Annotated in this window: 17 protein-coding genes; 6 read left to right on the top strand and 11 right to left on the bottom strand. The window is 49.0% G+C overall.

Annotated features, from left to right (window positions below):
* Positions 1-175 precede the first annotated feature (175 nt).
* A complete protein-coding gene (locus tag ACLB09_RS20540; protein WP_410771718.1) occupies positions 176-352 on the top strand; it encodes a hypothetical protein in 177 nt (58 codons plus the stop codon).
* A gap of 193 nt (positions 353-545) precedes the next feature.
* Positions 546-878, top strand: coding sequence for a hypothetical protein (locus ACLB09_RS20535; RefSeq protein ID WP_410771717.1), 333 nt, complete (start codon positions 546-548; stop codon positions 876-878).
* 73 nt (positions 879-951) lie between these two features.
* Here ACLB09_RS20535 and ACLB09_RS20530 read toward each other — a convergent pair whose 3' ends face one another.
* The 5 genes from ACLB09_RS20530 to ACLB09_RS20510 all read right to left on the bottom strand — a co-directional run bounded on the left by ACLB09_RS20530 (position 952) and on the right by ACLB09_RS20510 (position 7,853).
* On the bottom strand, positions 952-2,919 hold the full coding sequence (locus ACLB09_RS20530; RefSeq protein WP_410771716.1) for a methyl-accepting chemotaxis protein: 1,968 nt from the start codon (positions 2,917-2,919) through the stop codon (positions 952-954).
* A 116-nt stretch (positions 2,920-3,035) separates the two neighbouring features.
* A complete protein-coding gene (locus ACLB09_RS20525; protein ID WP_410771715.1) occupies positions 3,036-4,145 on the bottom strand; it encodes a Ger(x)C family spore germination protein in 1,110 nt (369 codons plus the stop codon).
* Positions 4,142-5,236 carry a hypothetical protein gene (locus tag ACLB09_RS20520; RefSeq protein ID WP_410771714.1) on the bottom strand — a complete coding sequence of 365 codons (1,095 nt, stop codon included), beginning with the start codon at positions 5,234-5,236 and terminating at the stop codon, positions 4,142-4,144. The genes ACLB09_RS20525 and ACLB09_RS20520 overlap by 4 nt, the downstream gene beginning before the upstream one ends.
* Position 5,237: 1 nt before the next feature.
* Positions 5,238-6,578, bottom strand: a complete 1,341-nt coding sequence (locus tag ACLB09_RS20515) for a spore germination protein (RefSeq protein ID WP_410771713.1) — start codon at positions 6,576-6,578, stop codon at positions 5,238-5,240.
* 198 nt (positions 6,579-6,776) lie between these two features.
* Positions 6,777-7,853: a diguanylate cyclase gene (locus ACLB09_RS20510; RefSeq protein ID WP_410771712.1), complete on the bottom strand. Its 1,077-nt coding sequence runs from the start codon at positions 7,851-7,853 to the stop codon at positions 6,777-6,779.
* A gap of 231 nt (positions 7,854-8,084) precedes the next feature.
* On the opposite strand from ACLB09_RS20510, the gene ACLB09_RS20505 reads away from it, so the two are divergent.
* Both ACLB09_RS20505 and ACLB09_RS20500 read left to right on the top strand, forming a co-directional pair.
* On the top strand, positions 8,085-8,846 hold the full coding sequence (locus ACLB09_RS20505) for a threonine/serine exporter family protein (protein ID WP_410771824.1): 762 nt from the start codon (positions 8,085-8,087) through the stop codon (positions 8,844-8,846).
* 25 nt (positions 8,847-8,871) lie between these two features.
* Positions 8,872-9,327, top strand: coding sequence for a threonine/serine exporter family protein (locus ACLB09_RS20500; RefSeq protein ID WP_410771711.1), 456 nt, complete (start codon positions 8,872-8,874; stop codon positions 9,325-9,327).
* Between the two features lie 55 nt (positions 9,328-9,382).
* Here ACLB09_RS20500 and ACLB09_RS20495 read toward each other — a convergent pair whose 3' ends face one another.
* Together ACLB09_RS20495 and ACLB09_RS20490 are read right to left on the bottom strand one after the other, a co-directional pair.
* On the bottom strand, positions 9,383-9,751 hold the full coding sequence (locus ACLB09_RS20495; RefSeq protein ID WP_410771710.1) for a GNAT family N-acetyltransferase: 369 nt from the start codon (positions 9,749-9,751) through the stop codon (positions 9,383-9,385).
* A complete protein-coding gene (locus tag ACLB09_RS20490) occupies positions 9,717-9,899 on the bottom strand; it encodes a hypothetical protein (RefSeq protein ID WP_410771709.1) in 183 nt (60 codons plus the stop codon). Before ACLB09_RS20490 ends, ACLB09_RS20495 begins: the two co-directional genes overlap by 35 nt.
* A gap of 173 nt (positions 9,900-10,072) precedes the next feature.
* Here ACLB09_RS20490 and ACLB09_RS20485 point away from each other — a divergent pair, with 173 nt between their 5' ends.
* Entirely contained in the window at positions 10,073-10,996 is a 924-nt protein-coding gene (locus ACLB09_RS20485; protein ID WP_410771708.1) for an AEC family transporter, read from the top strand.
* Positions 10,997-11,109: 113 nt separating this feature from the next.
* On the opposite strand, the gene ACLB09_RS20480 is transcribed toward ACLB09_RS20485, so the two are convergent.
* The 4 genes from ACLB09_RS20480 to ACLB09_RS20465 form a co-directional block, all read right to left on the bottom strand.
* Complete coding sequence (locus tag ACLB09_RS20480; RefSeq protein WP_410771707.1) at positions 11,110-11,280, bottom strand: hypothetical protein; 171 nt, start codon at positions 11,278-11,280, stop codon at positions 11,110-11,112.
* A gap of 244 nt (positions 11,281-11,524) precedes the next feature.
* Positions 11,525-12,355, bottom strand: a complete 831-nt coding sequence (locus ACLB09_RS20475; protein WP_410771706.1) for a carbohydrate ABC transporter permease — start codon at positions 12,353-12,355, stop codon at positions 11,525-11,527.
* Complete coding sequence (locus ACLB09_RS20470) at positions 12,355-13,227, bottom strand: carbohydrate ABC transporter permease (RefSeq protein ID WP_410771705.1); 873 nt, start codon at positions 13,225-13,227, stop codon at positions 12,355-12,357. Before ACLB09_RS20470 ends, ACLB09_RS20475 begins: the two co-directional genes overlap by 1 nt.
* Before the next feature lie 72 nt (positions 13,228-13,299).
* The gene (locus ACLB09_RS20465; RefSeq protein ID WP_410771823.1) at positions 13,300-14,607 is read right to left on the bottom strand and encodes an ABC transporter substrate-binding protein; all 1,308 of its coding nucleotides are present in this window, start codon (positions 14,605-14,607) and stop codon (positions 13,300-13,302) included.
* Positions 14,608-14,824: 217 nt separating this feature from the next.
* Here ACLB09_RS20465 and ACLB09_RS20460 point away from each other — a divergent pair, with 217 nt between their 5' ends.
* Positions 14,825-16,585, top strand: coding sequence for a sensor histidine kinase (locus ACLB09_RS20460; RefSeq protein ID WP_410771704.1), 1,761 nt, complete (start codon positions 14,825-14,827; stop codon positions 16,583-16,585).
* The last annotated feature ends 14 nt before the right edge of the window (positions 16,586-16,599 follow it).

Raw genomic sequence — 16,599 nt, 5'->3', positions numbered from 1 at the left:
TCCGTCCCCTGCGGTGAAGTCAACCATAATCCAAAAACGTTGCAAACATTACCCTGGTGCCGGATTGTTTCATTGAGGCGCAAGCCGTTTAAGAATTAGTCAAACGGAGCCCGCCTGTCAAGTCGGCAACATCGGCCGGGACAAACCGCAAAGCATGATAAAGGAGGGAATTACCATGTACGAACCACGCGACCGGAACGAAGTAAGCAATGTGGACGTGGAACGCAGAGATGTCCAGCATAAATCCGAACCCAGCATGGTTGCGGCAACCTTCATTAAATATGCAGCCTATATTATCCTTTTCTTCGGCTTCCTATACTTCCTTGTTAAATATGTATTTCCTAAATTCTGATCCGGTAACTTATCGCAGAGAACCGCCTTTTTCGAGGCGGTTCTTTATTTGTTTCGTCAATTACACTATTGGAGTTGACTAAGATAGAAGTCCGGTTGAAATGTTTGAAATCGGGTAAACTCCTTATAGTACTAACTACAACTGGCTTCTTGTCCTGCATTCGGACACAAACAAACCGAGGAGGCGATACTCCATGCCGGATTACCCGAAAACCGAAGGAGACCAAGCTTACGAACGATATACCATACAAAGAGAATACCGGGCCGAAAACGATATTCCGGACGCCGATTTGCTGCCGCACGATACGGTGATCACGCAGGGCTTGAGCGAGCCTGCCGGAAAACATGGCGATGATGCGGAAGTTTTAGCAGAAAATCCGGAACTTCGCGCAGAGGATGCCCTGCCGGACGTACCCGATGCCGACGAGATCCAGCCGGGCAGTCCGGTGGATCAGGCAGCTCCCGATCCGGATGCCATGCACGGCACGGATTTGCTGAACGGCTTTGATGGCGATGAATCACAATAATGAAAAATTCAAAGCGGGCGGCTTATGAGCAAATCATTGCTCAGGAGCCGCCCGCTACTTTATATTTGAATGATCAGATTTTAAATTGTCCGACCAGTTGCTGCAGCTGTTCAGCCATGCTGCTGAGATCGGTTGATGAGGAAGCCATCTCCTCAAGCGATGCCAACTGCTCCTCGGCAGCCGCCGATATCGTTTCGGTATTTCCGGCCGTTTCCTCGGAAAGAATGCGGATATGTCCGATGACCTGTTCCACCTCCGAAGCTTCCGCTACTACCGCGCCCATCGTGGCCGAGGCCGTAGCTATCGTCTCCGCCGCGCCTACGACGGATTCACGGATTTGACCAAAGGAGCGGCCCGATTTCTCCACCGCTTCCATTCCCTTGGTAACCCGCTCCTTGACCTCTTCCATGGTGCTCGTAGCTTGCGTCATTTCTTCCTGAATTTGTCCGATCAACTCCCTGATCTGATCGGACGATTGCTGCGAACCCTCGGCAAGCTTCCGGACTTCCGAAGCAACTACAGCAAATCCGCGTCCCTGTTCTCCCGCTCTTGCCGCCTCAATGGACGCATTTAGCGCAAGCAGATTGGTTTGCTGCGAGATTCCGGCGATCACCTTGATAATATCTCCGATATGTTCGGCACGCTCGCTCAGAGATAATACCACTTGTGCCAGTTCTTCAACCGAATGATGGATTCCCCACATTTTTTCCTCCGTGCTCGCAACAGCCAACGCTCCGAGATTAGCGGAATCCCTGGTCTCGGACATCGTTCTTGTGACCTCTTGCATTTGTTCGGAAACATCCTCCGCTTTGCGTGTCATCTGAACCACGCTGCCGGCTCCGTTTTCAACACCGCGAAGCTGTTGTTCGCTTCCTTCAGCCACATCCTGAATCGCCACCGTTACATGCTCGATCGCCTTCGTCGTTTGTTCGGCACCGGCGGACAGTTCCTCCGCCGAAGCGGACACGCTATTCGTCATGTCCCTTACGCCTTCCACCATTCCCCTCAAATTATCCACCATGCGCTGGAAGTTATCCGCCAGTTCGCCAATTTCATCCCCCCGGAAATTCCCCAGCTTCTTCGTCAAATCGCCTTTGCCCAAAACGCCGGTCGCTTCTTTTAATTTTCCCAGCGGCAATACAATCGAGCGAACATTCATGAAGATGAGGACCGACGCGCCTAATACGGACAAGATGACGACGAGGAACGCGGTATTGCGGATATCTTGGGTACTTTCCGTGACTTCGTCTTTGCTAATGACTCCTCCGATTCTCCAACCGGTAGCTTCATTCTTATGATATGCCATCTTGTATTGCTTGTTTTGCAACGTATAATCGAGTTTTCCGCTATCGTTCTGGAACATCTTGTTTATGTATTCATCTTTAGATTCTGAACCGATTTCCGCAGTCGGATGAACGAGCAGCTTCTTGCTGTTGTCAACGATAAAGATATAGCCTTCTTTGCCTACGTTCATATCCGTCATCGAAGCGACCGCGCTTAAATCCAGATCCATGGAGATAACCCCGCTTCCATCCGCCAGTACTTGGGAAACGGAAACTACAGGATTGCCGTCAACGGACAAATAGGATGGCGAGATCACAGCCTTTTGGGATTTCAGCGCCAGCACATACCAGTCTCTTTTCCGCGGATCAAAGTCATCGGGAAGCTCCTCGTCGGACGACATCAGGGTATTCCCCTTATTGGTTCCCACATACAAGTTCAAGACATCTTTATTCAAAGCTTGATATTCTTGAAACTTACTCTTGATCAAGTCTCCCCCGTCCGCGAGCTCCCGGTTTACCTCGTTACCGGTCACCAACTTGCCGTAATAGTCCAGGTCGACCAGCTTTCCGTCCAAAGTATTACTTACGATCGCATCCGCTGAAATCACGCTTTCCTGAGCGCTGGTCATCAGCTCCTGTTCGACCCTCTGGCTGGCGGCCGAATAGGTGATCGCAGCGATAATTATACTCGGGACCAACAGCACAATCATATAAGAGATGATCATGCGCAACCGGATCGATATTGATTTTTTTCTCATGACGCCCCTTCTCTCTGCTGAAAATAGATATAGGTTTAAACAATACCTTATTATCGGCAGTCGAACAATGACAATTTATTAGGAATTTATGGGTTTTCTATTAAAATTCTAATGTCTTATCGAATCATTCCCGTATATTTAATTTTCACGTCGGCGTTCACCTGGAATTCCAGATTAGGATATAACCGTTCCCATTTCTCCTGCTCGGTTGCATTGTCCCAGTTTCTTGAATAATAGCGCAGTCCCCAGCCGATGGGATCCAGCCCGGTAGCCTGAATTTTCTTTAGCAATTGCTCCCCCTCCTTTTTCCACTTTTCTCCGGCCGCTTTTGAATACCCCCTCATTACGGGCCCGGTAACCGATTTGCCTGCCGTATTTTCTTCCAATAACGCTCTCCCGGAAAGTCGGTATTGAATCACCGCTTTTCCGTCATTCCCCCCTTGAATCCGGTATCTCGATTTCGAAGCTTCCAGATTATAATCGAAGGAAGAGCCTTCTGCGTTTACCCTGAAGCTGGAACGTAAATTGCGTGACGTCAACAGATTATAAATCCGGGTCTCTTCCGGGGACAGCACGGTGACCATCTTTTCTTTATTGAAGAGCGCAAGCTTGTCAACAACGAGCATATCCGGATGCTGCACTTCAACAATCGGCATTAAGGGGTCGAGCCCGCGTTCGGTAACCCTCCGTTTTAAATCGTATGAATAGACTGTTTTAATGTAAGGTGACTCCGTTCCTTCTTTACTTAGCCCAAGAATCAAGCCATTGCCCGGCAGCCTCTCGCTTTTGGTCTGCATTTTCACTACTTCCTTGGCGTTTGGCACTCCGACCGCGCAAAGCATGATCAACTGGATATCCCGGCGGCGGCTGGACCAGTCGACAATGGAAGTGATGTTATTTCTCGCAAAGGACTCCCCGTAAATCATGACCTTGCAATGGCTGAAGTCGATTTCCTTATCCACTTTTGATTTGGCCAAACGGATCGCTTCAGGCACGCTTTCGGCGATCTCCGTTATAACGACCGATTCCTGGGATCGCTTGGTCGGGTCCCCTTCGGGAATGCCCATTTTAAGCGTCACTTCGAACTGATCTTTCTTCTTAGGGTCGTCAGGACGGTCAATCCCGATCGCAAGCACGAAGGATCGCTTGTCGATGTCCTTAAACTGACAGCCTGTTAAGGTGCCCGACAAAAGAATAACCAGCAGACAGCAGATTCCTTTTTTCATGTTCTTTTTGCGCTCCTTCCTTTTACATAAAACATCACGGCCAGCAGCAAAAGTTCGTTAAAAAAGCGGATATTCAAAAACCACTGTCCAAACTGGCCCAGTCTGACCTGGTCCAAGGAATTCATAATTATAATCGTAGCTGCCGAGAAGGGGATAAGAACCCACCAGTCCATTTTTTTGCCCGGCATTTTCCCCTCCTTCGACTTAAAAGCGCCTTTGAACAATTCCAAGCCTACATGCCAATGAACCACTGTGCTAACAAGGGCTAGGGTCAGGTAAGTCGTATAAAACAAAAAGAGAACCCGCTCGATAATAAACAATTCCATCCGGATGGAGTCCGCTGTAGAAAACCAGCTATACACATGTTCTTCCACGCCGATCGTCCCGTGATAACCGATGGGAACCAGAAAGGTAACGAGCAGAATCAGCAATCCAAACACCGGAATCATCCAAAAGTGCCGGATTTTAATTTGTTTGAAATTCCGGTTAAAGATGGCGAGATTGAAGTAGCCCGAAAAGATAAAAGTGGCACCGGCCAGGGATACGTACTTCGGTCTGGTCCACGTAAACGTTACGATCTGCATAATCGCGTCCCAATTGAAGGCCGGATTTATAAATACTTTTACAAGCATATATACGATGATAGGAGTAAGGAGAAACAACAAGGTTTCAAGAGCGTACAGAAGCGATTCGGAGGACAGTCGGCAGCAAACGGAGGTAAGGAGCAAAAATCCGAGAATGACGGCATACGCGGAGATGTCGGGACTAATAAAGCGGAGTGTAATATCCACAAACGATATCATCGTTATAATCCCTGCCGTAAACCAGAAGCAGGCATAAAAAATCAACAAAAAAAAGGAAAGAAACCTTGGCAGGGTAGCATTGAAAATTTCCGGGAGCCCTAGTCCTTTAAAGCCTTTAATCGTATAAGTAAACCCGAGGAGCAGCAAAGTCCCGATGACCGTTGATATAAAAATCGAAGGCAATGCCCCGTGAAATCTCGTAAAAACAAGCACCCGGGGAACAAAATTGATGATATTGATCAGCGCGTTCATCAGGAACAAATAGTAGACATATTTACTGCTTACCATTTCATCGCTTCCCCCTTGCTTTGGATTCCAATGCAAACATTTTCATATAGGGTCGCCCAAAGCTGCGGAGTCCCGATAAGTACATGATCAACCCGACGATCGATACGACGATGCCTACCAGCCCGAAAGTAATTGCAAACAGTACGATGCCGTACTTAATTACCCGAATGGTATAGCCCATCATACTTAATGGGATAATGAAATTGGAAATCGCAACGGCCGATACCAGAATAATCATGATATTGCTGACCAGCCCGGCCTGGGTGGCCGCTTGCCCCAAAATCAAACCGCCGACCGTCGTAGCCGTAGGACCGATCGCCTTTGGAAGCCGTAAGCTCGCCTCCGTCAAAAATTCCATCATCAACAGCATTAGAAAGACTTCCATAAAGGAGGGATAAGGAACGGCCGCACGGCTGCCGGCAATCAGCAAAGAAATCTGCACTTTCAGAATTTCCGGGTTGTAAGAGGCAAAAGTGACATAGAAGGCCGGGAGCGTCAGCGTCAGAAATAAGCCGATATATCGGATGATTTTCAGAAACCATCCGACCAGCGGAACCTGTATTTTATCATCCATAGCCGTGAAAAAATCGTTGAACACGACCGGCGCAAGGATAGCGAATCCGTTGGAATCGATCAAGACTGCGACCTTCCCCTCCGCGATATTAAAAACTACCCGGTCGGGTCTTTCGGTCACGACCATAGTTGGAAAGACACGAAATCTTTCCGGCGTGATATACTTCTCAAGCTCCCCGGCGGACTGCAAAATATCGATATCGACATTGGCGATCCGCTTCTTCATTTCCTTAAGAACTTGTTGATCCACCCGATCGGTATCGTACAGAATAGCCACTGAAGTATGGGACATTTTCCCCAGCGTGAGCATGTCCACTTTCAGTGCCGCAGATTGGTATCTCCGCCGGATGAGATTCAAATTCATCTCAATGCTTTCGCTTAGGGCGTCCCGGGGGCCTTGAACGATCGATTCGTTGACCGCCTCGCCTATCCCGCTGGACTCCACCTTGACGGCATCGAACAAATAGCCGCGGGAAGCAATTTGTATGTACGCAAATCCTTTCAGCACATACTCAAGAATCTGCTGTCGTTCGCCGGGCCGGATCGTACCCGGAAAAGAAGAGATGTAGCTCTCAAAAGCCTGTACATCGTCCATCTCATAACCGGGGACGATAACATAACGGTTTATCGTATCGGAATTGGTCAAGCTTCTCAAATATTGCAGCCCGATATCACCGGAAGAACCGAGCATCCGCTGCTCATAATCTACCTGTCCCGACATCATCTCGGATAACCATGAGGCTTCCCGCGCTTTCGTCTTCGAACTCAATTCCAATCCCTCCTTACATACGGGGTAATCCCGTCAACTTCCCTACAGGTGAATCTATTTTACCAACAAATCCCGCTTCTCATTCATGACGGAATGCCATAACCGGAAAGACATGTCAAATAAAAAAAGACTCCGCCGCGGCGAAGTCCCCTTCTACATTTTTTCCATGAATCACTTATTAACTTGGCAACAACGGACTTATAAGGATGCCCGGCAAACCCGGTTCCTGCCCGATGATTTCGCTTCATACAAGGCTTGATCCGCTCGCTCAAACAGCAGTGATTCATCGATATTTGGATAAGTGGCGCTGCCGGCTGAGATGGTAAGCTTAATCTCGGTTCCGTCCGGCAGATGAAACACATTATTCTCCACATTACGTCTCAGCCGCTCGGCGACAGCCTCGATCTGCTCGGCATCGCAATCGTCGACAATGACGGCAAATTCTTCTCCCCCTTTGCGGGCGATGTGGTCGCCGGGCCGGAACGTATCCCGCAGCACGGTTGCCACCTGGGACAACACCGCATCCCCGGCCGAATGGCCGAAGGTATCGTTCACCTGCTTGAAATGATCGATATCCAGCAACAATAAGGTAAAAGGTACGCGATACCGGTTCGAAGCGGCCATTTGCTGCTTCATGATGATTTCGAACGCCCTGACATTAAACAGGCCAGTAAGAAAATCCCGGTTCGCCGCCTCTTTCATGATTTGCATGGAATCGTCAGATCGTTTCAAATGCAGCATCATCATGAACGTGAACAAGCCGCCGACGAAAAAAACAATACCGTAGGTGACAATCGGAACCCATTTATCATCTTTTAGCAATATCGTAAAGGTCAGCATCGAAAATATCGCGGACAAGGACAGCGAAGGAACCCATTTTTGCAGCGACAGCATGTGACCTCTCAGGAATATGCCGGCTATGAACAACGTGCCCAACGCATTGATCGCCCCCATAATCGCGGCGGCATTCAACCCGCTAAGAAAATATAAACGATAGATGGATATGATTAGTGTCGTGATCGAACCGGCAATCCAGCCTCCCATGGAAACGGAAACCAAGATGGGCAATTGGCGAAAATCGCTATAGACGGTCGGGGTTATCGGGAAAGAATAATACATTAACGAGATACCGAACAGCCCCAAAGCAACGCCCAGCAAGATCCGGGTTTTCATCGTTTTCCGGCTGACATGATCATGCCAACTTCCCCATAGAATATTTCCAAAAAACAAAAAGGTCGTCAAAACAGTAAAATTGTTGATTAGACTTTGAAGCATGTCGTATTTACCTCTCAACAGTAATCAGTCCGACAAGCCAAATAATTTAGTACGGACAAGTTAAGCATATCACAAAAATAAGGAAAGGACTCGCTATATTGTATTAAATATGGTTATTTTTCGATATACTTCGACAAAATTCAACATTTATTCTAACGTCCGTCTCGGATGATTCCGCTTTCGAATCCGCTCATGCTATAATGTGCTTAAGTTGTTGGAAGGGAGATCATGATGATGAACGACACGGCGGCTGTCGATGAACAGGAGCCTATTGAAGTATGCCTTTTAGCCGGGAAAATCATGCTTCAAAGCGGGGCGGAAACTTACCGGGTGGAGGACACGATGACCCGGATCGCCAATGCCTTGGGCCTAACCGGATCCCACAGTTACGTCACGCCCACCGGCATCATGTTTCAATCCGATGACATGAGATGGGCCAAGCTGATCCGGATCGTGGAACGGACCACCGATTTGCAGAAGGTCGCTGCCGTGAATGACGTTTCCCGCAAGCTGACCAGCCGGGATGTCACGGCTACGGAGGCCCGTACCCTGTTGATGGACATCGAGACATCGCGACATGCCTACCCGGTGGGTCTTCAAATCGCTGCAGCCGCGATATCAAGCGGGTGCTTCACCTTAATGTTCCAGGGCAGCCTGTCTGATTTCCTTCCCGGCGTAGTGTGCGGAGGACTCGGCTTTCTTGCATTCATTCTGCTTCATCGACTGATCAAAGTGAAATTTTTTGCGGAATTCACCGCTTCCTTTCTGATCGGCATCGTTGCTTCGCTTTTAGTGATGGCCGGAATCGGCAAAGAGCTCGATAAAATCATTATCGGATCCGTCATGCCGCTCGTTCCCGGACTCTTGATTACCAATGCGGTCCGTGATTTGATGGCCGGACATTTGGTCTCCGGGTTGTCCAGGGGGGCCGAAGCGTTTCTGACTGCGTTTGCCATAGGTGCCGGTATCGCGTTCGTGTTTACCATTTTATAACCTTGAAAAGAGGACTTGACCTGTTATGAATCTGGTTCTGCATTTCATTACCAGCTTTATTGCCTCCGCGGCCTTCGGCATCCTATTCAATGCCCCCAAGCGGACCTTGCTGCAATGCGGATTTTCCGGCATGCTGGGCTGGGCGGCCTATATTTTGCTGGGTTACCGGCTCGATACCATATACGCTACCGTGGCGGCGACGATCATCGTCGGCGTGGTCAGCCAGATATTTGCCCGCACGTGCAAAAAACCTGTCATCATTTTCAGCGTATCGGGAATCATTCCGCTGGTCCCCGGAGGCATGGCCTATGACGCCATGCGGAATTTCGTGGAGAAAGAATATAACACGGCGATTCAGCTTGCCGCGCAGGCGTTTCTGATCTCCGGTTCCATCGCTATCGGACTGGTACTATCCGAAGTACTCAATCAAATCATCACCAAAATCATGATTTCCCGGCTTAGAAAAGTCCGCGCCAAATAAGCCGGCAACCTGCCGGCTTGAGATATTTCGATGAGGTTGGAGTTAGTTAAGGCTGCTATGCTTCGTTTTTCTTCATCCAAAACGAGTTGACAAACACGGTAGAGAACCCGGTTTTCAGCATATTGTTGTGGCTGATACTTCCGAATTCGACGTCGGCATACATTTTTTTGATCCCCATTGCTTGAGCCGTCCTGATTCGCTCCCGGATCAGTGCCGATTGGCACCCATGCCCCCTTAACCCGGGAAACGTAAAGTCATTGGCCCTATAACTTTCCTCGCCGCGGATAAACAAGGAGCACATGCCTGCCGGTTCCTCTCCGACCCATGCGGTCCAGTTCAAGAAATCTGGCCTGCAAAAAAAGCCCTTCTTCCGATCCAACAAATCACGGTCAAACGCTGCTCCGCCAATCGAGCGGGCGATCATACCAAGATAGTCCTCCACATTCACTTCGGTTACCGGAACGCCGGATCTCCGACTCTTCCTTCACTTCCGGTGCATGTTCGATCTCCAAAGTCACAAAGGCGAGCTGCAGCCGAGGTACATATCCGCGTTCGGACAAAGCTTCCGCCACTTCTCCGCTCTGTTTGTCCGGAGTCAAATCGAAACAAGGGGATATTTGAAATTATCCACTCCTTACTCCTTCCCCTTCTTCTCCTGTCACGAGATCGTGATATAATAACCTTCGTGCTGTTTCCTTTATGCAGATGAACATTCCTCCCTAAAGAAAGAAGATGAACATCAAAGATGATTGCTCAAATTTTGCTGGACGTCGTTTTGCCCATTTTCGTGCTGATCGGGCTCGGAGCCTTGATGCAGCGGGCTTTTCGGCTGGATCTGTATACCCTTGCCAAAATCAATTTTTATTATATCACGCCCGCCGTCGTTTTCCTCAGCATGTACCATTCCGAAATGTCGCCGGCGCTGCTGGGTAATGTTACGTTGTTTTATGCTTTATACGTATTGCTGCTTTACGTTGTAAGCATGATCGTCAGCCGCCGCATGAAATTCAGCCGCGGGATGAGAGCCGCCTTTACGAACAGCCTGATTCTCGACAATTCGGGGAATTATGGCTTGCCGATCAACCAGTTGGCTTTCAAAGGCGATCCGCTGGCGTCATCCCTTCAGGCGCTCATTATGACGTTTCAGAGCCTCGTTACCTTTACTTACGGCGTAATGTCGGTACAAAGGGCCAAAACCGGCGGGACCTTGAAAGCTGCCCTGATCGGCTTTCTTAAAATGCCGGTTCCCTACGCGCTCGTACTCGGCCTTATTTTTCATGTCCTCCGGCTGCCTCTGCCGGAATTCGCATCCAAGCCGCTGGGTTACATTTCCGATTCCATGGTCAGCGTCGCTTTGCTTACGTTAGGAGCGCAAATCGTGAAATACCCGCTGCGGCTGGATCGGCTTGACGTGTACGTCAGCGTAGTTTTGCGTTTGCTGATCGGTCCCGCCATCGGATTACTGCTCATTTTGCTGCTAGGACTCAAGGGGGTACCCGCCCAGGCGCTGCTGATCGCCTCAGGAATGCCAACCGGCGTGAATAGTACCATACTGGCGGAAGAATACGATAATGAACCGGATTTTGCTTCACAGACCGTGCTCATTTCCACACTGCTCAATATCATAACTATTACCGCCTTAATCTCTCTTGCAAAATATGTAGGATAAGCGTGTAAAAGGTCAAGAGGCCAGCGCCGGGGTTCCCCCGTCACTGGCCTCTTCTTTCGTTCCATTCTGAATTCCACGAACACCGGCTTTTAGATCAAGCCGCCTTTTAAATTTCAGGCTTTTGCGTTCATCTCATGAGCGGTTTGATGCCATTCTTTAATCATTCGCCGCAGAAATAGACCCTCTTGTTTTCCTAATCCATATTGGTTCTCCTTGGCGATCATTTCGCCAATCCGTCGTTTCAGCATCTCACTCCGGCGTTCCAACACTTCATCATAAGCCAAGCAAAGTCATCTCCCAAATCCGTTGTAATAACGTTATTTTCACACATCTACAAGTATAGACGTTATGGTTTGAGAGGGAAAACCGGCTGTCTTCTCCTAAGCCATGATGAGAAATGCTGCACTATCTCTACCCTGCCGTAAGGGTATCCAGCCTCAAACTTCCTCCCGGATCCTCCCGGATGGTCCGGTTTCCTCCGGATGGTCTCTAGAAGAAATATGCGCTGTATTCGGAGCTTACCCGATATCAGCCCTTCACGGCGCCTGCGGTAAGTCCGCTGACAATGTACTTTTGCCCGAACAAATACAAGATGAATACCGGTAAAGAAGTCAGTACAAGATTGGCAAAAATCAGGTTCCAGTCCCGGCTGTATTTTCCGTAAAAATTATAAATGGAGAGCGGCATCGTCCAGGTCGAGCTGTCGGTCAGGAAATAAAGCGGGATTGTGATGTCGTTCCATACCGACATAAAGACCATGATGGCTACCGTAGCATTTACGGGCAAAATCAGCGGCGTTACGATCCGGAAGAACACGCCGAACACGCTGGCGCCTTCCAGAAAAGCCACCTCGTCCAGCGCTTTCGGAATCGTTTTAATGAATCCGCTGTACAAAAACACGCTGAAAGCCGTGTTCAAAGAGGCGTAGATCAGAATAACGCTCGAAATGCTCCCGTAGAATCCCAACCATTGAACGACGCGAATCGTCGTAATGGTCGACATCGGGGCGATCAGCCCCATGAAGAAAAACATGTAAAGCGTATTTGCCAACTTCGTTTCCCGGCGAACCAGAATAAAGGAAGCGGCCGAAGACGCGACGATATTGATGACCGACGAAATTCCCGTGATCCATAAACTGTTCATGAAAGCCCTGGCAATTCCGCCTTCCTCAAACACCTTGGCGTAGTTGGAGAACATCCACTTCTCGGGAAGCTTCAAAGAGAAGCTGAGCACCTCGGCGCTCGTCTTGAACGAACCGAATATCATGATCAGGACCGGTATAATGATCAGCAGCGAGGACAAAATCAGGATCGCTTCGACGATATAGTTACGTATAGCCAACTTTCGGGTATATCCCATTATTCCGTGACCTCCTTACGCCGCATGAATATCAGAAGCGGTATGGCGATGATCGTCACGGCGACGAACAGCAGCGTATTGATCGCGGTGCCCAGCCCCCAGCTTCCTTCGCCGAAGGACCGAAGAATGATCGTCCCTACCACCTGGGAAGCGTTGCCCGGTCCGCCGCCCGTCAGAACGAATACTTCCGAGAATACTTTGAGTCCGCCTATAAGCGTCAGCATCAGGTTAATATTAATCGCCGGCAGCAGTAGCGGCAGCGTGATTTTCGTGAATTTTTTCCAGGAGCCCGCCCCGTCGATGGTGGCGGCTTCATAATATTCCTGGGAGATCGATTGGAGGCCGGCCAGATAAATGGCCATCTGAAATCCCGCATGCTGCCAGATCGATATCACGGCGATGGTCCATATTACGATGGATGGATCAGTCAGCCATGCCTGGCTCAACGAATGGAGGCCCACCGCATCAAACAACCGGTTGACCGTCCCTTCGGTACGCAGCATCGGCGTGAACACGATCCCGATTACCAAAATGCTCAAAATCGAAGGAGAATAAAAAATGGCGCGCAGCAAGTTTCGCGTTTTTAACCTCATGTTCAGCGCGACGGCCAGCACAATCCCGATCAGGTTTTTACCGATCACGGTTGCAACGGCGAAGATCAACGTGTTCTTCAACGCTAAAGTTAGCGTTTTGTCATGAAAGATTTTGGTGAAGTTTTCCCATCCGATGAAATCTATGGTGAGCCGGTCCAGGCGCCAATCCGTGAATGAATAGTAAAAGCCCGCGAACGCAGGGATTACGAAAAAGATGCAGTAGATCAGCAAAGCCGGCAAAACCAGATAATACGAGTACAGGTTTTTTAATGTTTTCATTTCCTCACACCCCACTATAGCCTGGGACAGCATAAAGCCGCGCGGGCTTTATGCTGCCTGTGATTCTATTGTTTAGAAACCGGCGATTTCTTTATCTTTCATCAGTTGACTGAACTTCTCGTCCCAGGCCTTCAATACTTCCTCCGGAGTCAAGCCGCCCGCGAATTGATCCTGCAACAGTCTGTAAAGCTCGCTGCGGTCCACCAGCATATAGGCATCGCTTGTCAGCACGGTTTTCTTCGGCGTAATGTAATTGTCCACGATTTCCTGCTTGTATTCCGGCAATGCAGGGGTTGTCACGTCGTTCAGGTTGGACACATAGCCCTTGGAGTCCACGATTTTTTGCGCGATTTCCTTCGAAGCCATAAAGTTTAGGAACTCTTTGGCTTCGTTCAAATGTTTGGCCTTCTTCGGAACAAACAGTTGACCGCCGAGCGGGCTTGCTCCAAGGCTGGCTCCCTCCGAAGACGGAATCGGGAATACCCCAAGCTTCATGTTCGGATCCTGCTGGGCCACCCCTTCGATCAGCCAATCACCCATAAACATCATGGCGACTTCTTTGTTCAGGAACTTTCCGACCGCCATATCATAGCTGTCGCTGAGGACGTCGGCGTTGGTATAACCTTTCTTGTAAACCTCGTATTGCTGCTGCAAGAACGTCTTGAATTCCGGAATATCGGACCATTTTCTCTTATTGCTGTTCAGGTCGTCAAAGAATGCAGGATCGTTCTTGGCTGCAAAATCGGCAAAAGCGGCGGCCGGCCAAATGTTTGCGGCCCAGGCATCTTTATATGGCATGAATACCGGGGTAATGCCTGCGGCTTTGATCTTCTCGCAAACCTGCAGAAATTCTTCGAAGTTTTGCGGAATCGACAGGCCGAGGTCTTCAAAGATTTGCTTGTTGTAAACGACCCCTTGCATGCCTGTATCCTGGCTGACATGGAAGCTATAGACATGTCCGTAAGCCGACAAAACATCTTTATTCTGAATCCGGCTAACCCAAGCCTCGTTATCAAGAATTTCAAAGTTACGTTCCAGGTTGAGATCCGTAGTCGCGCTTGCCAGATTATACTGAATAATATCCGGCGTTTCTTCCACGGCCAGCTTCGTTTGCAGCACGGTCGTCGTTTGCTCCGCAGGAATTAATTGAAGATTGACGTGAATATTCGTCTTCTTTTCAAATTCGTCGAGCAGGTCCTGTTGGATGAAGGCCGAATCTTGCGAGCTTTTGGAAATAGCCAATTCAATGGTTACTTTTTTACCGCTGGCGCCGCCGCTTCCTCCGTTTCCGCCTTCCGCGGAATTGCCTGAATCGGAACTTCCGGATCCGCACGCGGCGAGTGAAACCGACAGTAAACCCGCAATAATCATCGATGCCATTCTTTTCTTTTTGATGTTCAAGGCTAATCCCCCCGTTTGGTTGAATGCGTTTACAATTCGATTATAAAATTCCACGAATCCAAGGTACATGTCTGTAGATGACTCTTGATGTGTAAAATTCTGAACTTGAAACCGTTGTCATAAGTTGAATTGAAATGATACATTTAGTTCATTAAAAAAGGGATGGTTCCTTGCCGTAAGGAGGAAAGTTTCAGCAATGATAAGAAAACCAGGTAGTGGAAAGGTACAATTCAGCCTTCAAACGAAAGTATTTTCCACCTTTGTTATCCTGCTTCTCTTTGTTCTTGGTTGCTTTATTGTTTACGTTAATCTGATCGTGGTCAAGCCTCTGAAAGATACAACGGTCCGTGAAAAGCTGGAGACAGCGGTTAAAATGAGCGATCAAGTTGACTTCTATATCGATAGCCAAAATCAGTTATCCCAGCGTATCTTGTCCAGTAAAGACCTCTTTGCCATTCTGGAAGAGGGAGAGTCCGCCGTTAATTACGAAAGATTCCAGCAGCACCGGAAACTGAAGGACATCATGTTTCAGGCCGTCGGACCCAGCATGAACATCAAGGATATGGTCATTTACGACAAGCAGGGATCGCTGTTCGTATCTTATCTCGGTGCCGCAAGCAACTTCCCTTCCCTGCAATCCTTTATGGATGGTACGAGCAATGGAGGGCAATGGAACGGTAGCGGTTTTCTTTTAATCCGGGAGGGCGATACTCTCTCCTTTATCCGCGCCATCAATAACCAGAACGGCAAAGTATTCGGCTATTTGTGCATCCAGTCGGATACGGCTTATTTGCAAAGGCTTACGGAAGGAGTCGCGCAGGGTGAGGTTTATATCCTTGACCGGGAGAGCGGCCTGATTTCGGGTCCCGATCCCTCCCCGGATCATGCCGATTTAAAAAAGCAGCTTACCGGTGAAGGCGTGTATGTCGATAAATTTCAAAACTACGTAGCTTACTCCGGCTCGGAAAGTACCGGATGGACCACCTATCTGGTTACCCCGAAGAAGGCCGTGCTCGGCTCCGTCAATTCGGTGAAGTATATTTCCGTTTTGCTCATTTCGTCCTTAATGGTACTATCCTTCGTTTATATTTATTTTTCAACGCGCAATTTGCTGCTGCCGATCCGCAAGCTCCGCAGCCAAATATGGCGGACCAATTACAGCAACCTGAACGTTAAGGTAGACAATAAGCCGCAAAACAACGAGTTAGTCTTGCTGAATGAAGCGTTCCAGGATTTGATGGAACGGCTCCAACAGTCCATAGACAGGGAGAAAGTCGCATTGCACGAAGAGGTTAAAGCACGCAACTCGGCGCTTCAGGCGCAAATTGCTCCGCACTTTATCCATAATGTGCTCTATCTAATTAGCATTGCGGCCCAAGAAGGAAAGAATGCGGTCGTGTCCGACATGTGCAAACACCTTTCGGACAGCTTGCGTTACATCGTTTCATCCCCCTATGCGCATGTCACTTTGGCCGACGAGCTGGAGCATACGCGGCATTATTTGTCGCTGGTTCAGCAAAATTACGAGGAGGATCTGGAATGGGAAATCGAAGCGGACGAATTGTCCCGGCAAGTCCAGTTGCCGCGGCTGGTCATCCAGCCGTTCGTGGAGAACTGCATTGAACATGCATTTACCAATAGTGATCCCCCTTGGCGCATCAAGATCACGGTCAAGCAATTCAATGGTTTGTGGGCCGTCGAAATCAAAGATAACGGAGACGGATTTCCGCCGGACAAGATCAGCGAAATTCTGGATAAACTGCGCCAGTGCGATTCGGATGATGCCGAAAACCAGAACCTGTACTCCTCCATTGGCAACATGGGAATCGTGAACAGCGTAAACCGCCTTAAATTGATGTACAAGAACCGCCTGTTTTTTAACCTGTTTAATCATTCCGGAGAGGAAAAGGGCGCCACGGTCCAAATTATCGGTTCGCTCGCCAAAGATTTCTACTGAGCGAAGGAGGAAAT

Origin of the sequence: Fontibacillus forbon (genome assembly GCF_046559655.1) — a bacterium.
Classification (GTDB): Bacteria; Bacillota; Bacilli; order Paenibacillales; family Paenibacillaceae; genus Fontibacillus.
This window is presented reverse-complemented; position numbering and strand designations above follow the sequence as displayed.

What these genes read in the sequence shown, in the direction of transcription:
- ACLB09_RS20530 (WP_410771716.1), bottom strand. Translation starts at nt 2,919, where the DNA reads ATGAGAAAAAAATCAATATCGATCCGGTTGCGCATGATCATCTCTTAT.
- ACLB09_RS20475 (WP_410771706.1), bottom strand. Translation starts at nt 12,355, where the DNA reads ATGGGATATACCCGAAAGTTGGCTATACGTAACTATATCGTCGAAGCG.
- ACLB09_RS20470 (WP_410771705.1), bottom strand. Translation starts at nt 13,227, where the DNA reads ATGAAAACATTAAAAAACCTGTACTCGTATTATCTGGTTTTGCCGGCT.
- ACLB09_RS20505 (WP_410771824.1), top strand. Translation starts at nt 8,085, where the DNA reads ATGATGAACGACACGGCGGCTGTCGATGAACAGGAGCCTATTGAAGTA.
- ACLB09_RS20460 (WP_410771704.1), top strand. Translation starts at nt 14,825, where the DNA reads ATGATAAGAAAACCAGGTAGTGGAAAGGTACAATTCAGCCTTCAAACG.
- ACLB09_RS20510 (WP_410771712.1), bottom strand. Translation starts at nt 7,853, where the DNA reads ATGCTTCAAAGTCTAATCAACAATTTTACTGTTTTGACGACCTTTTTG.
- ACLB09_RS20525 (WP_410771715.1), bottom strand. Translation starts at nt 4,145, where the DNA reads ATGAAAAAAGGAATCTGCTGTCTGCTGGTTATTCTTTTGTCGGGCACC.
- ACLB09_RS20535 (WP_410771717.1), top strand. Translation starts at nt 546, where the DNA reads ATGCCGGATTACCCGAAAACCGAAGGAGACCAAGCTTACGAACGATAT.
- ACLB09_RS20500 (WP_410771711.1), top strand. Translation starts at nt 8,872, where the DNA reads ATGAATCTGGTTCTGCATTTCATTACCAGCTTTATTGCCTCCGCGGCC.
- ACLB09_RS20520 (WP_410771714.1), bottom strand. Translation starts at nt 5,236, where the DNA reads ATGGTAAGCAGTAAATATGTCTACTATTTGTTCCTGATGAACGCGCTG.
- ACLB09_RS20465 (WP_410771823.1), bottom strand. Translation starts at nt 14,607, where the DNA reads ATGGCATCGATGATTATTGCGGGTTTACTGTCGGTTTCACTCGCCGCG.
- ACLB09_RS20485 (WP_410771708.1), top strand. Translation starts at nt 10,073, where the DNA reads ATGATTGCTCAAATTTTGCTGGACGTCGTTTTGCCCATTTTCGTGCTG.
- ACLB09_RS20495 (WP_410771710.1), bottom strand. Translation starts at nt 9,751, where the DNA reads ATGATCGCCCGCTCGATTGGCGGAGCAGCGTTTGACCGTGATTTGTTG.
- ACLB09_RS20540 (WP_410771718.1), top strand. Translation starts at nt 176, where the DNA reads ATGTACGAACCACGCGACCGGAACGAAGTAAGCAATGTGGACGTGGAA.